The 14,629-nt window shown below is 67.4% G+C and carries 13 protein-coding genes, 1 tRNA gene and 1 riboswitch; of the genes, 12 read left to right on the plus strand and 2 right to left on the minus strand.

Going from position 1 to position 14,629, the window contains the following annotated elements; all coding sequences use genetic code 11:
• Nucleotides 1-2 precede the first annotated feature (2 nt).
• Nucleotides 3-1,394, plus strand: a complete 1,392-nt coding sequence (gene otsA, locus LRS10_RS16435; RefSeq protein ID WP_257838210.1) for an alpha,alpha-trehalose-phosphate synthase (UDP-forming) — start codon at nt 3-5, stop codon at nt 1,392-1,394.
• 147 nt (nt 1,395-1,541) lie between these two features.
• Nucleotides 1,542-2,486, plus strand: a complete 945-nt coding sequence (locus tag LRS10_RS16440) for a glycosyltransferase family 4 protein (RefSeq protein ID WP_257838211.1) — start codon at nt 1,542-1,544, stop codon at nt 2,484-2,486.
• A 4-nt stretch (nt 2,487-2,490) separates the two neighbouring features.
• Here LRS10_RS16440 and LRS10_RS16445 read toward each other — a convergent pair whose 3' ends face one another.
• Complete coding sequence (locus tag LRS10_RS16445) at nt 2,491-3,117, minus strand: HAD family hydrolase (RefSeq protein WP_257838212.1); 627 nt, start codon at nt 3,115-3,117, stop codon at nt 2,491-2,493.
• Nucleotides 3,118-3,354: 237 nt separating this feature from the next.
• On the opposite strand from LRS10_RS16445, the gene clpX reads away from it, so the two are divergent.
• The 9 genes from clpX to LRS10_RS16490 all read left to right on the plus strand — a co-directional run bounded on the left by clpX (nt 3,355) and on the right by LRS10_RS16490 (nt 13,496).
• Nucleotides 3,355-4,617, plus strand: coding sequence for an ATP-dependent Clp protease ATP-binding subunit ClpX (clpX, locus tag LRS10_RS16450; RefSeq protein ID WP_257838213.1), 1,263 nt, complete (start codon nt 3,355-3,357; stop codon nt 4,615-4,617).
• A gap of 124 nt (nt 4,618-4,741) precedes the next feature.
• Nucleotides 4,742-5,467 carry a DNA alkylation repair protein gene (locus tag LRS10_RS16455; RefSeq protein ID WP_257838214.1) on the plus strand — a complete coding sequence of 242 codons (726 nt, stop codon included), beginning with the start codon at nt 4,742-4,744 and terminating at the stop codon, nt 5,465-5,467.
• A 285-nt stretch (nt 5,468-5,752) separates the two neighbouring features.
• Nucleotides 5,753-8,155 (plus strand): endopeptidase La, encoded by a 2,403-nt coding sequence (gene lon, locus LRS10_RS16460; protein ID WP_257838215.1) that lies wholly within the window; start codon nt 5,753-5,755, stop codon nt 8,153-8,155.
• A 152-nt stretch (nt 8,156-8,307) separates the two neighbouring features.
• Nucleotides 8,308-8,613 (plus strand): HU family DNA-binding protein, encoded by a 306-nt coding sequence (locus LRS10_RS16465; protein ID WP_257839191.1) that lies wholly within the window; start codon nt 8,308-8,310, stop codon nt 8,611-8,613.
• Nucleotides 8,614-8,696: 83 nt separating this feature from the next.
• Nucleotides 8,697-8,797, plus strand: a riboswitch (yybP-ykoY riboswitch).
• An 85-nt stretch (nt 8,798-8,882) separates the two neighbouring features.
• On the plus strand, nt 8,883-9,455 hold the full coding sequence (locus LRS10_RS16470; protein ID WP_257838216.1) for a TMEM165/GDT1 family protein: 573 nt from the start codon (nt 8,883-8,885) through the stop codon (nt 9,453-9,455).
• A 26-nt stretch (nt 9,456-9,481) separates the two neighbouring features.
• Nucleotides 9,482-9,646, plus strand: a complete 165-nt coding sequence (locus LRS10_RS16475; RefSeq protein WP_257838217.1) for a hypothetical protein — start codon at nt 9,482-9,484, stop codon at nt 9,644-9,646.
• Nucleotides 9,647-9,782: 136 nt separating this feature from the next.
• Entirely contained in the window at nt 9,783-11,315 is a 1,533-nt protein-coding gene (istA, locus tag LRS10_RS16480) for an IS21 family transposase (protein ID WP_257839117.1), read from the plus strand.
• A 9-nt stretch (nt 11,316-11,324) separates the two neighbouring features.
• Nucleotides 11,325-12,065: an IS21-like element helper ATPase IstB gene (istB, locus tag LRS10_RS16485; protein WP_257836904.1), complete on the plus strand. Its 741-nt coding sequence runs from the start codon at nt 11,325-11,327 to the stop codon at nt 12,063-12,065.
• A 36-nt stretch (nt 12,066-12,101) separates the two neighbouring features.
• On the plus strand, nt 12,102-13,496 hold the full coding sequence (locus LRS10_RS16490; RefSeq protein WP_257838218.1) for a peptide MFS transporter: 1,395 nt from the start codon (nt 12,102-12,104) through the stop codon (nt 13,494-13,496).
• Between the two features lie 3 nt (nt 13,497-13,499).
• Here the strand turns inward: LRS10_RS16490 and LRS10_RS16495 are convergent.
• Nucleotides 13,500-13,576: transfer RNA gene (locus LRS10_RS16495), tRNA-Val, on the minus strand.
• Between the two features lie 63 nt (nt 13,577-13,639).
• Here LRS10_RS16495 and LRS10_RS16500 point away from each other — a divergent pair.
• A complete protein-coding gene (locus LRS10_RS16500) occupies nt 13,640-14,557 on the plus strand; it encodes an aldo/keto reductase (RefSeq protein ID WP_257838219.1) in 918 nt (305 codons plus the stop codon).
• The last annotated feature ends 72 nt before the right edge of the window (nt 14,558-14,629 follow it).

Raw genomic sequence — 14,629 nt, forward strand, 5'->3', positions numbered from 1 at the left:
GCATGGGGCGTCTTATCGTGATCTCCAACCGGGTGGGGCCGACGAACTCCTCCGGGCCTTCCGTCGGCGGCCTCGCCATGGCGCTCGGCGCCGCCTTGCGGGAATACAACGGCGTGTGGTTCGGCTGGAGCGGCCAGACGGTCGACGCCTTCAGCGGCCAACTCGCGGTCCAACGGGAAGGCGGCGCGACGATCGCCACGGTGGATCTCGAGCCGCAGGACCGGGACGAGTACTACAACGGCTACGCCAATCGGACGCTCTGGCCGCTGTTCCACTACCGGATCGACCTTTCCGCCTACGAGCGGTCGTTCAACGAGGGTTATGCACGCGTCAATGCGCGGTTCGCCCAGACGGTGCTGCCGCTGCTGCAGCCCGACGACTTCATCTGGGTGCACGACTACCATCTGATCCCGCTGGCGCGGGAGCTTCGCCGCCGGGGCGTGAAGAACCGGATCGGCTTCTTCCTGCACATACCGTGGCCGGCGCGACGACTGTTCGCCACCCTTCCGTTTCATCGCGAATTGGTCGAAGCGGTCTTCGACTACGACCTGGTGGGCTTCCAGACGGAGGATTCCCTCAGCGCATTCGAGGACTACGTCGAGAAGGAAGAGGGCGGTGAGGTGCGGCCCGGCGCCGTGCACGCCTACGGCCGCACGCTGCGCACCGGCGTCTTCCCCATTGGCTTGGACGCGAAGAGCTTCGCGGAAGCCGCGACGGGAGAGACCGCCTGCGGCTGGCGCGACCGGATGAAGGTCAGCCTGGCGGGACGGCGCATGATCATCGGCGTGGACCGCCTGGACTACTCGAAAGGCCTCGAAGAGCGCTTCCTCGCCTACGAGGAGTACCTCCAGAACACCCCCGAGGCCCTTGAGCAGGTGTTCTTGCTGCAGATTGCGACGCCTAGTCGGGACGAGGTTCCGGCGTACCAGGAGATTCGCGCCCGGCTTGACGCCGTCAGCGGCCGCATCAACGGCGCTTTCGCCACGGCCGACTGGGTGCCGATCCGCTATGTGAACCGCGCGTATCGACGCGACGAACTGGCCGGCATCTACGGCGCCGCCGCAATCGGCCTGGTCACCCCCTTGCGCGATGGGATGAACCTGGTGGCCAAGGAGTACGTGGCTGCGCAGACCCCGGACGATCCGGGCGTCCTGATCCTCTCGAAGTTCGCCGGCGCGGCGGAGCAGATGGGCGAGGCCCTCATCGTCAACCCGTTCAGCCGGGAGGAGGTCTCGGACGCGATCGCCGCCGGCCTCGCGATGGGCCGCAGCGAGCGGATCCGGCGATGGGAGTCACTGATGGACGGCGTCCAAACCCATGATGTCAGCGCCTGGCGCGACGCCTTCGTGGACGCCCTGCGGACGACGCCGCGACCTGAGCTCGCAAAGGTCTAGGCCGCCCCGCGCCCTGCCGCGAGGGTCCGGCCCTTGCAGCGGCCGGTCCGCTCGAGGGGATCAGCGCTGCGTTCGGCTTGTCCGCGCGCGCCGGGCCGGTAGCCTAGGCTTGGGCTCGCGACAGCCCGAGTCGGAGGCGTTCGACCCTTGCGCATCTTCTACCTGACCGACGGCGATCACCGGTCGGGCGGCCAGCTCGTCAACCTGGACCATGTGACGACCCTCCGCAGGCTGGGCTACGACGCCCGGCTGCTCCTCGTTCCCCAGCCAGGTAAGCCGGCTGAAGTCCAGTTCCCGCCAGGTCGGGCCGAGCCGTGGCACGCCGACCTGCACAGCCTGACCGCCGCCGACTATGTGGTCGTAGGCGAGATGCATGGCCTGGCGGCGCAGTTGCTGAACGACAGCCCCGCCCGGAAGCTCATCCACAACCAGAACCTCTACTACACCTTCGTCGCTTTCCGTGATCTTCAGGTGATCCGCAACTGGGGCTGCCGAGGCATCCTCACCTGCAGCGGCGTGACGGCTGAGGCATTGCGGCGGATGGGCTGGGATGGGCCGACGTGGCCGGTCCGTCCGTTCATCGATCCGGTGTTCGCAACCACGCCGCCCGCCAGGCCGCGGCTCTCCGTCGCCGCCATGCCACGCAAGCGGCCGCATGACAGCCGCCTGATCCGGGGCCTGGCGAGATCCTGGCGGCCGACCCTCGAATTCGATTTCCACGAGATCGTGGGGCTGCCGCGCCAGGAGGTCGCCAAGGTGATGGCGGCCTCGGACATCTTCGTTTCGCTCAGCCGCGACGAAGGCCTCGGCCTTCCGCCTCTGGAGGCGATGGCGACGGGCGCCCTGGTGGTCGGGTTCCACGGCGGCGGCGGCCGCGAGTACGCCACCCCTGAAAACGGGGACTGGTTCGACGACGACCAGGTGTTCGAGGTCGCGGAGCTGCTGGTGCAGCGGCTGGATCAGCTCGCCGCCGGCGAAGGGTTCGAGGCCAGGCGAGAGGCGGGACGACGTACGGCTGCAGCCTTCAGCGCCGAGCGCTTCGAGGCTGAGCTCGCCGCCGCGTGGCGGCAGATCGCAGGGCCGCCTGGCTGAGGGGCTAGGGCTTGGCCGTGAAGACGCGGAAGCCAGCCTCGTCGGCGATGGCCAGCATCTCGGTGTCGCCCGACGTGTCGCCGTAGGCCGCCGCCAGCCGCAGCTCTGGCCCGAACACTTCGTGCAGGCGCACCACCTTCTCCTGTCCCCGGCAGTTGGGGCCTGAGAACGCGCCCACCACCCGGTTCTGCGGATCGAACGACAACTGCGTGCCCAGCACGAGATCCGCGCCCAGGCCGCGGCCGAAGGGGCCAACCACGATGTCCGGCGACGCGGTCACGATCACCATCCGGGCGCCGCGCTCCCGCCAACGCTTCCAGGTGGCCAGCGCGTCGGGCCGGAACAGCTTGCGGGCGAAGAGTTCCGCGAAACGGCTCGCGTCGGCCTCCAGCCGGTCGTGAGGCACGCCTTTCAGAAAGACCTTCACGGCCGCCGCCTTGATCCGGCCACGGTCGCGGTGGAGGACATAGGCGAGGGCGGCGGGGACCAACTGGAGGCAGCCGAGCCACCAGCGTAGCGGACCCGCCCGCCATTTCAGGAAGGTGGTGAAGCTGTCCTTGGTCGTGATCGTGCCGTCGAAATCGAAAGCGACGATCGGCGTTCCGGCCGCGGATGCGGGCTCTTGTGCCATTTCGGGCCGAATCCCATCTAAGAACACGAGGCGCCTATCCACAGGGCGTCGCGCCGCGTTTTGTCGCTCCGGCGAGCGAGCCCTTGTGATCCGAGGCCGGATCGGGGAATGTCAAGACTTGGACAACCCGCGGCGCGTATTCTGCATTGATACGGCGGACATGCCCCACGCCAGCGCCAAGGGGTGCGAGGCTGGCCAGATGATCGGCCCGCATCGTCGAGAGAGTGAGACCAGACCATGACCAAGGCCGCGAGCGGAGATTCGAAGAGCACGCTGTATTGCTCTTTCTGCGGCAAGAGCCAGCACGAAGTCCGCAAGCTGATCGCGGGCCCGACGGTGTTCATCTGCGATGAATGCGTCGAGCTGTGCATGGATATCATCCGGGAAGAGCACAAGATTTCCTTCGTGAAGTCGAAGGATGGGGTGCCGACGCCCAAGGAGATCCGCGAAGTCCTCGACGACTACGTGATCGGCCAGGACCACGCCAAGAAGGTCCTCTCGGTCGCCGTCCACAACCACTACAAGCGCCTGAACCACGCGACGAAGAACAACGATGTCGAGCTGGGCAAGGCCAACATCCTGCTGATCGGCCCGACCGGCACGGGTAAGACCCTGCTGGCCCAGACGCTCGCCAGGATCATCGACGTGCCGTTCACCGTGGCCGACGCCACGACGCTGACCGAGGCCGGCTACGTCGGCGAGGACGTCGAGAACATCATTCTGAAGCTGCTGCAGGCCGCCGACTACAACGTCGAGCGCGCCCAGCGCGGCATCGTCTACATCGACGAAGTCGACAAGATCAGCCGCAAGTCGGACAACCCCTCGATCACCCGCGACGTGTCGGGCGAGGGCGTCCAGCAGGCGCTCCTGAAGATCATGGAGGGCACTGTCGCCTCCGTGCCGCCGCAGGGCGGGCGCAAGCATCCGCAGCAGGAGTTCCTGCAGGTCGACACGACGAACATCCTGTTCATCTGCGGCGGCGCCTTCGCCGGCCTCGAGAAGATTATCTCGGCGCGCGGGCAGGGCACCTCGATCGGCTTCGGCGCCAAGGTCGCCGATCCGGACGAGCGCCGCACCGGCGAGATCTTCCGCCAGGTCGAACCGGACGACCTGCTGCGCTTCGGTCTGATCCCGGAGTTCATCGGCCGTCTGCCGGTGATCGCGACCCTGGACGACCTGGACGAGAAGGCCCTGGTGAAGATTCTCACCGAGCCGAAGAACGCCTTCGTGAAGCAGTACGTCCGTCTCTTCGAGATGGAGAACGTGGGCCTGACCTTCACCGACGACGCCCTGATGGCGGTGGCGCGCAAGGCCATCCAGCGCAAGACGGGCGCCCGCGGCCTGCGTTCGATCCTCGAAGGCGTGCTGCTCGACACCATGTACGAGCTGCCCACCTACGACGGCGTCGAGGAGGTGGTGGTGAACCAGGAGGTCATCGAGGGCCGCGCCCAGCCGCTGATCATCTACGCCGAACGTCGCGACAAGGGCGGCGCGGCCTGACCGACGCTCGCGCCCCGACCAGCCTTACGGCCCCGCAGGACCCCTGCGGGGCCGTTTCGATCTCTGCGCTTGCCGGCGGGCTCGGCGGAGCCCGATGCTCAGATCAGGTGACGGGGTCTGACGCATGGATGCGGAACACCTTCGGCTGATCGGCGCCATCGAAGCAGCGGCAGACCCGTCGCGCCGCCCGCCGTCCGGCTATTTTGGGCAGGGCGATCATCCGCTTTATGGGCTGAGCGTGCCGGCGAAGCGTGAGATCGCCCGTCGTTGGGTCCGCACCCATGACGAGGTGTCGCCGGAGCGTGTGCTGGCGCTCGTCGACAGCTTGATGGGCGGAGCTTCTTACGAGGAGAAGACCCTCGGGCCGCTGATACTGGGCTGCCACGCGAAGGCCAGGGCAGACGTTACGCCCAGCCATGTCGACCGCTGGCTCGGCGGCCTGCAGGGCTGGGCCGAGGTCGATCACCTCTGCCAGGGACTGTTTTCCGCCGACCAGCTTCTGGCCACATGGGTGGCTTGGGAGCCTGCGCTCGCCGCATGGAGCCGTGACGGCGCCATAAGCCGGCGGCGGGCGTCCTTGGTCCTGCTGACCGGCCCGACGCGCGCCTCGCCCGATCCGCGGCTCAAGGCCCGGGCCTTCGCCAATATCGACACCCTCGCGGCGGAACGGGATCCGCTGATCACCAAGGCGGTCTCATGGCTCTTGCGGTCCATGACCAGACATCATGCCGCAGACGTAGAGGCTTACGTCGCTGCGAACGCCGAGCGTTTGCCGGCGGTCGCGGTGCGCGAGGTGAGGACCAAGCTCGCCACCGGTGCGAAGTCGGGCCGCCCCGCACCGACCACTTGAGAACCCAGCGGCCACTGACCATCTATTGCGTGTGATCAAGGCAAATCCTTGCGCAGCTCGCATCCTTTCCTCTGGTAAAGCTAACCTGTGGACAGCGATGAGGCCGAGTGTCGCGCACGGTTATTGCGGCGCTTGAACCCCTCGCGAAACCGTCCACATAAATCACCGAACAACCGCCGTGGCCCGGCGGACGGGTCGTCCGACTCAGGCGCATCGTCTGAAGTGACCACGATCCGGCAGGCCAGGTCCGATCCAAACGGGCCGGCCAGGAGTTAAAGAAGCATCATGTCCGAGATTAAGATCCTCCCCATCCTGCCGCTGCGGGACATCGTGGTCTTCCCGCACCAGCCGGTTCCGCTCTTCGTCGGCCGCGAGAAATCCGTGCGTGCGCTGGAGGAGGCGATGCGCGCTGAGGGCAAGCAGATTCTGCTCGCCACCCAGAAGGACAAGGACGACGACGATCCGGCGCCCGACGCGATCTACGATGTCGGCGTGGTCGCCACGATCCTGCAGCTCCTGAAGCTGCCCGACGGCACCGTGAAGGTGCTGGTCGAGGGCCGCGCGCGCGCCGGCATCACCCGGTTCACCGGCCAGGCCGACTACTACGAAGCCGAGATCGCCTACGTGCAGGAAGACGGCACGGGCTCGCCCGAAGCCGAGGCCTTGAGCCGCGCGGTGATCGAGCAGTTCGAAAACTATGTGAAGCTCAACAAGAAGGTGCCGCCGGAGGCCCTCGCGGCCATCCCGCAGATCGACAATCCGTCGGAGCTGGCGGACCGCATCGCCGGCCATCTGTCGGTGAAGATCGCCGAGAAGCAGCAGCTGCTCGAGGTCTTCAACGTCGTGAAGCGCCTCGAGAAAGTGTACGCCCTGATGGAGGGCGAGATCTCGGTCATGCAGACCGAGAAGAAGATCCGCAACCGCGTGAAGCGTCAGATGGAGAAGACGCAGCGCGAGTACTATCTGAACGAGCAGATGAAGGCGATCCAGCGCGAGCTGGGCGAGCAGGACGACCACCGCGACGAGCTGCTCGAGCTCGAGAAGCGGATCAAGAAGACCAAGCTCTCCAAGGAAGCCCGCCAGAAGGCCGAGGCCGAGCTGAAGAAGCTCCGCAACATGAGCCCGATGTCGGCCGAGAGCACCGTCGTCCGCAACTACCTGGACTGGCTGCTGTCGATCCCGTGGGGCAAGGGCAAGGCCAAGCCGATCGACCTGCAGAAGGCCGAGGACATCCTCAACGAGGACCACTACGGCCTGGAGAAGGTCAAGGAACGGATCCTGGAGTACCTGGCGGTCCAGAGCCGCGTGGGGTCGCTCAAGGGCCCGATCCTCTGCCTCGTCGGCCCCCCAGGGGTCGGCAAGACCTCGCTCGGCAAGTCCATCGCCAAGGCGACCAGTCGCGAATTCGTGCGGGTGGCCCTGGGCGGCGTGCGCGACGAGGCCGAGATCCGCGGCCACCGCCGCACCTACATCGGCTCGATGCCCGGGAAGGTCATCCAGTCCATGAAGAAGGCCAAGACGACCAACGCCTTCTTCCTGCTGGACGAGATCGACAAGATGGGCTCGGACTGGCGCGGCGATCCGTCGTCGGCGCTGCTCGAGGTGCTGGACCCGGCGCAGAACTCCACCTTCGCCGACCACTACCTGGAAGTGGACTATGACCTGTCGCCGGTGATGTTCGTCACCACGGCCAACTCGCTCAACATGCCCCAACCCCTGCTGGACCGCATGGAGATCATCCGCATCCCCGGCTACACCGAGGACGAGAAGGTCGAGATCGCCAAGCGGCACATCCTGCCGAAGCTCACGAAGGACCACGGGCTGAAGCCCGAGGAGTTCGTGGTGCCGGAAGACAGCATCCGGGACCTGATCCGCTACTACACGCGGGAAGCCGGCGTACGTAACCTCGAGCGCGAACTGGGCAATCTGGCGCGCAAGACGGTTCGCGACCTTGTCCGCGAGAAGGTGGTCTCGATCACCATCGATGCGGAGCGCCTGGAGAAGTACGCGGGCGTCAAGAAGTACCGCTACGGCGAGACGGACAAGGAAGATCAGGTCGGCATTATCACCGGCCTGGCCTACACCGAGTTCGGCGGCGACATCCTGACGATCGAGGCCGTCAAGATGCCGGGCAAGGGCCGCATGACGGTCACCGGCAATCTGAAGGATGTCATGAAGGAGTCGATCTCGGCGGCGAACAGCTACGTTCGCAGCCGGGCCACGAAGTTCGGCATCGAACCGCCGATCTTCGAGCGGACCGACGTCCACATCCACGTTCCGGACGGCGCGACGCCGAAGGACGGGCCCTCCGCGGGCGCGGCCATGGCTACCGCGATCGTGTCGGTGCTGACGGGCATCCCGATCAAGGCCGACGTCGCCATGACCGGCGAGGTCACCTTGCGCGGCCGGGTCACCGCCATCGGCGGCCTGAAGGAGAAGCTGCTCTCGGCGCTCCGCTCGGGCGTCAAGACGGTGCTGATCCCGGAAGAGAACGAGAAGGACCTGGCCGACATTCCGGACAACGTGAAGTCCGGCCTGGAAATCATCCCGGTCTCGACCATGGATCAGGTGCTCGCCAAGGCGCTGGTGCGTCAGCCGACCCCGATCGAGTGGGATGACACGGCGCCCGTGGAAGTCGCGGCCGAGGAATCGGACACGGCGGACGTCGAGGCGGTCATCACGCACTGATCGCTCACCGGGCGATCACAACTTGTGACAAGCGCGCGGCGCGGGAGAAATCCCGCGCCGCTTCGTTTGACGGCCAAGCTCGGACGCGCCTTAAATGCCGGCGGGGGCGGTGCGGCGCGGTTGGGGCGCGCCGGCGGCTGGTCGAAAAACACATAAAAAACAGATGGTGGGAGACTGATCAGATGACGAAGGCCGAACTCGTCACGGCGATCGCCGACAGGGCAGGGCTGAACAAGGCGCAGGCCAAGGAAGCGCTAGAGGCCTTCATTGCCTCGGTTTCGACGTCGCTGAAGGCCGGGCGCGAGGTGCGGCTGGTCGGCTTCGGCAGCTTCGTGCCGGTGAAGCGTGCGGCGGGCATGGCGCGCAACCCCCGCACCGGGGAGAAGGTCCGGCGTCCGGCCAGCGCCACCTGTCGCTTCCGTGTTGGCGAAGGACTCAAGAGCACGCTCAACAGCTGAACCGGCCCCAGCGCCGAAGAGGGGCGGCCGTCTGCCACGGCCGCCGCTTTTCGGTTGCGGCCGACCTGCCAATCGCCTACCAGCCGGCCATCCACGGGGAGTAGCCGTCCGCGCGACAGCGGAGCCCGCGTCAACAGGCTTGCCTTCACGGCATGGCGCGAGCGGCGGACCTTCAGGTCCGGATTGGCGAGACCGGCGATGCGGCTTCGGCGCGGGCGCGACGGGGCATTCGCATCGTCGTGTCGACGCCGCGCCCTTGAGAGTCCGACTTGGAAGCCCTTCTCATCTCCACCGGCGTGGTGGCCGTCGCCGAGATCGGTGACAAGACCCAACTCCTCGCCATCGTCTTGGCCGCGCGTTTCCGCAAGCCGCTCCCGATCATTCTCGGCATTCTTGCCGCGACGCTGCTCAATCATGCCGCGGCCGCCACCATCGGCGTCGTCGTGGCGAAGTACCTCACGGGCTCGCTGTTCCAGGTCCTCGTCGGCGTAGGGTTCGTGGCGATGGCGGTGTGGGCGCTGATCCCCGACAAGGAGGATGAGGACGCGGGAGCCCGCACTCTCGGCGGCGTGTTCCTGACCACGCTGATCGCGTTCTTCCTGGTGGAGATCGGCGACAAGACCCAGATCGCCACGACGCTCTTGGCCGCGCGGTTCCAGGAGATCGCCCTGGTCACGGCGGGCACCACCCTGGGCATGATGGCGGCCAACGTTCCGGCGGTCTTCCTCGGCGAGGCGGCGACCAAGGTCGTGCCGCTGAACTACGTCCGCATCGGCGCCGCCGTGCTCTTCGCGCTCATCGGCGCCTCGGTGCTGCTGGCGGTGCTCTTCGGAGCGCGCTAGGCATGGCCGGCAAGGGGGGAGGCGGAATGACGGCTTCGAAGGTCGCCCAGGACGGCGACAAGGCGTTCCTCGGACATCCGAGGGCGCTGGGCTACCTGGCCTTCTCCGAGGCGTGGGAGCGCTTTTCCTGCGGATTCCGACGTGATCGCGCCCGCCGTTCCGATTTGATGCCGCCCACCATTCCGAAGTGATCCCGCCCACCGTTCCGGGATAACGCCGCCCAGGATCCGGGATGATCCCGCCCAGGCGGCCCGGCGGTCCAGGCCTTCGCCGACGCTAGGCTCTCCTCCTTTCGAGGAGAGGCCGATGCCGACGGAGAGGATTGCGATGCGCCGCGTGCGCGAGATGTTGAGGCTGCGCCTGGACGCCGGGCTTGGCGGGCGGGAGATCGCCCGCCGGATGGGGATCGCCCCGTCGACGTTCCGCGAGATGACGCGGCGCTTCGAAGAATCCGGTCTCGCCTGGCCGTTGCCGTTGGATCTGACGGACAGCGAGCTGGAAGACCGGCTCTACGGCGAGAGCAGGACAAAGCAGGGCTTCCGTCGGCGCGCCGAGCCGGACTGGGCGGCGCTCAACCGCGAGCTGAAGAAGAAGCACGTCACCCTGCAGATCCTGTGGGACGAGTACATCGAGGCTTATCCGGACGGCTATCGCTACAGCCGATTTTGCGAGCTCTACCGCAGCTGGGAAGCCCGCCTGCCGGTGACGATGCGCCAGACGCATCTTGGCGGCGACAAGCTCTTCGTCGACTACGCCGGCGACACCGTGCCGGTGATCATCGACCGCCGCAGCGGCAAGACACAGCCGGCGCACATCTTCGTCGGGGTGCTGGGCGCCTCCAGCCTGACCTTCGCCTGCGCCACCTGGAGCGAGAAGCTCCCCGACTGGGTCGACGGCCACGTGCAGGCCTTCGCCTTCTTCGGCGGCGCGCCGCGGCTGCTGGTGCCGGACAACCCCAAAGTGGCGATCATCAAGGCCTGCCTCTACGACCCGCAGGTCAATCGCACCTACGGCGAGCTGGCCGCCCACTACGACACCGCGGTGCTGCCGGCGCGGCCCAGGCGGCCGCGGGACAAGGCCAAGGTGGAAGCCGCAGTGCGGATCGCCGAGCGTTGGCTGCTCGGCAAGCTGCGCCATCGACGCTTCTACAGCCTGGCCGAGGTGAACGCCGCCCTGGGCGAGCTGCTGGTCTGGCTCAACGAGCAGCAGGTCCGGCGTTATCAGCGCCGCACCCGTCGCCAGCTCTTCGCGGAGATCGACGCCCCGCGGCTTAAAGCCCTGCCGGCCGAGCCCTATGCCCTCGCCGAATGGCGCGTGCGCAAGGTGGGGCTGGACTACCACGTCGACGTCGACGGCCACTTCTACTCCGTCCCCTACCGTCACGCCCGCGAGACGGTGGAGGTGCGGCTCACCGCCCGCGCCGTGGAGATCTTCCTGCACGGCGAGCGCATCGCCGCCCACCTGCGTGGCTCCGGCGACGGCAAACACACCACGCTCAGCGAGCACATGCCGGCCAGCCACCGCCGCTACAGCGACTGGACCATCGAGCGGATCCTGAGCGAGGCGCGGGCCTGCGGCCCTTCCGTGGCGCTGCTCTGCCAGGTGATCCTCGAGCACCGGCCGCACCCCGAACAGGGCTTCCGCACCACGATGGGGATCGTGCGCCTGGCCAAGGTCTACGGCGTCGCGCGCCTGGAGGCGGCCTGCGAGCGCGCCCTGCTGGTGAGCGCGCGCAGCTACGGCGCGGTCAAATCCATCCTCGACAACCGGCTCGACGGCCAACCGGTCCGGCGGCGCGACGGCGAGGCCGGCGGCGCCGTCGCCCACCCCAACATCCGCGGCTCAACCTACTACCACTGAGGAGATCTGATGCTGACCCATCCCACCTTCGACCAGCTCAACGTCCTGGGCCTCCAAGGCATGGCCAAGGCCTTCCGCGAACTGCTCGACAACCCCGAAGCCGGCGGCCTGGGACATGCCGACTGGCTGGCGCTGCTGCTGGACCGTGAAACCGTGCACCGACAGGACAAGCGTCTCGGCGCCCGGCTCCGCCATGCGCGGCTGCGCCACCACGCCGTCCCGGAAGACATCGACTACCGCGCCCCCCGCGGACTGGACCGCGGCGTCCTCACGACGCTGCTCAAAAGCCACTGGATCGACGCGGCCGAGAACCTGGTGATCTGCGGCCCGACCGGGGTGGGCAAGAGCTGGATCTCCTGCGCGCTCGGCCACAAAGCCTGCCGCGACAACCGCTCGGTGCTCTACGTCCGCGTCCCCAAGCTCTTCGACGAGCTGGCGCTGGCGCACGGCGACGGCAGCATCGGCCGCCGCTTCAAGAGCCTGGGCGCCGTGCAACTGCTGATCCTGGACGACTGGGGCCTGGAGCCGCTCGACGCCCAGGCACGTCACGACCTGCTCGAGATCCTCGAGGACCGTTACGGCCGGCGCTCCACCATCGTCACCAGCCAACTACCGGTCTCGGCCTGGCACACCGTCATCGGCGAGGCCACCTACGCCGACGCCATCCTCGACCGGCTCGTCCACAACGCCCACCGCCTGGACCTCAGCGGCGACTCCCTGCGCCGCCCGAAACCCGCCGATCAGGCTTGACCAGCCGGCCGAACCCCAGACAGATGAAACCTGTCGATGAAGGCTGTGCCGCTGGGCGGCATCAGATCGGAACAGCGGGCGAGATCATCTCGGAATAGCTGGGCGGCATCGTCGGAATCCGCACGCTTTTCCTACTACGGCATGCAGTCGCTGCTGGTCCTCTACATGACCAAGCAACTGCTGCTCACGCCGCATGTCGAGCAGATCGCTGGGTTCGAGGGATTCCGGGCCTTCCTCAGTGGCCTCTATGGGCTGGGCGGTGAAGCGACGACGCAGCAAGTCGCCTCCACCATCTTCGGCCTCTACACCAGCCTTGTGTACCTGACGCCGATCGCGGGCGGCTTTGTCGCTGATCGCCTGCTTGGCCGCACGCGCACCGTCATCGCGGGGGCGCTGCTGATGTCGGCTGGCCACTTCCTGATGGCCTTCGACGTCTCGTTCCTGCTGGCGCTCCTGTGCCTTGTGCTGGGCACCGGTTGTTTCAAGGGCAACATCGCAGGCCAGGTCGGCGGCCTCTACGGCGAGGGCGACCTCCGCCGGGCCGACGCGTTCCAGATCTTCTATCTCGGCATCAACGCGGGGGTCATCGCAGCTCCGCTCATCGCCGGCACGCTGGGAGAGAAGGTGGGGTGGCATTACGGCTTCGGCGCCGCCGGCGTCGGCATGTTGATCGCACTCTCCATCTACCTCGCCGGCCGCAGGCACCTGCCGCCCGACCCGCCGCTGAAGACGACGAGCATGGTCGACCGGCCCAAGCTCTCGCCCGCCGACTGGCGCACTGTCGGCGTTCTGGTGGCGCTGCTGCCCGTGCTGGCCGCGTCGGTGCTGGTGAACCAACAGATCTTCAACGCCTATCTCGTCTGGGCTGACACCAGCGTCGACATGACCCTTTTCGGAGAGACGCTGCCCACCACATGGCTGATCACGCTCGACAGCATCGTCTCCGTCTCCTTCCTCGCAGGCATGGTGGTGTTCTGGCGGATGTGGGCCCGCCGGTTTAGGGAGCCGGACGAGATCGGCAAGCTGACGATCGGCGCGTTCATCTCAGTGTTGGGCGCCCTCAGCCTCGCGGCCGGCGCGGCGATGGCGGCCGCGGCGGGGACCAAGGTCAGCCTGTGGTGGCTGATCGCCTTCGAGATCTTCAACAGCGCGGCCTTCGCCAACATGTTGCCGGTCTCGCTCGCCCTTTATGCGCGCGCCTCGCCACCTGCGGTGCTGGGGACCATGATCGGCGTCTACTATCTGCACCTCGTGGTCGGGAACCAGACCGTCGGGGTGCTCGGCACGTTGCTGGAGAAGATGCCGGCCGCGAACTTCTGGCTCATGCATGCCGGCATTGCCGCAGGAGCGGCCGTGGTCTTCCTGCTGGTCGGACGCTTCTTCGCCAGACTTCTGAGCCACGAGGCCGTCGGCGGCGGTCGAACGGGGTAGTGTTGGTGGGCGGCGAGGGATCCGAACCCCCGACCCTCTCGGTGTAAACGAGATGCTCTAACCAGCTGAGCTAGCCGCCCGCGCTGGCCTTCTAGAGCGCTCGACCGCGCGCGCCTAGCCGTTCGTGCGTATTGGAGCGATGCATGCGTCACCGCCCTCTGGGCAGCACCGGCCTGACCGTTTCCGAATTGGGGTTCGGCTGCGCCAGTTGGTGGGGCAAGCCGCAGTTTGGGGAACGGGAAGCGCTGGGCTTGGTGCACGCCGCGCTCGACCTCGGTTTCACCTTCTTCGACACCGGCGCAAGCTATTCCGCGGGCGAGGCAGAGCCGAGGCTCGGCCGGGCGCTGATGGACCGGGACCTCTCGCGCCTGGTGATCGCCACCAAAGCCGGCACCCATCACGCCGGCGGCGGGCGCATCGCCCGGGACTTCTCGCCTGCGGCCATCGTGGCTAGCGCCGAGCGCAGCGTGCGCAATCTTGGCGTCGAAGGCCTTGGACTCCTTCAGCTGCACGGCCCGGCGATCGGAGAGCTCAACGACGACCTGCGCGCCGCGTTGGCCGACCTCAAGGCGAGGGGAGTCATCCGGGCGCTCGGCGTCAACAGTTTCGATCCCGCGGTGATCGAACACGTCATCGGCCTGCCCGACTTCGATGTGGTTATGGTCGACTACAATGTTCTTCGGCCGGAGCGGGAGCCCCTGATTGCGCGCGCCGCGGCGGCGGGGAAGGGGGTGCTAGCCGGCATGGCGCTGGCCATGGGCCACACCCGGCCGCTGCTCTCACGCCTGAAGGGGCCGCAGGATGTCTGGTACGCCGCCCGCGCCTTCGCCCGGCATCGCGACGAGCTCGCCCGCGGCGCACGCTTCCGTTTCCTGCATCGCCAGCCCGGCGTGACCGGCTCACAGGCCGCTCTCGGGTACGTCCTGGCCAATCCGCAGGTGAGTTGCGCCGTTTTTGGCGCCACGCGGATGGCGCACCTGCAGGAGAACGCGCGCGCCTCGGCTCTGGATGTAAGCAGCCGGCTGATGCGCCAGATCCGCGAGGCGCAGGAGGCGGCCTGACGTGGGGTGAGGGCTTCCGCAGCTCGCCGCCGGGAGTCATGCTCCGACCCAGAAGAACAACGATAACTGCTG

The organism is Phenylobacterium sp. J426, assembly GCF_024699945.1.
Taxonomy (GTDB): Bacteria; Pseudomonadota; Alphaproteobacteria; order Caulobacterales; family Caulobacteraceae; genus Phenylobacterium.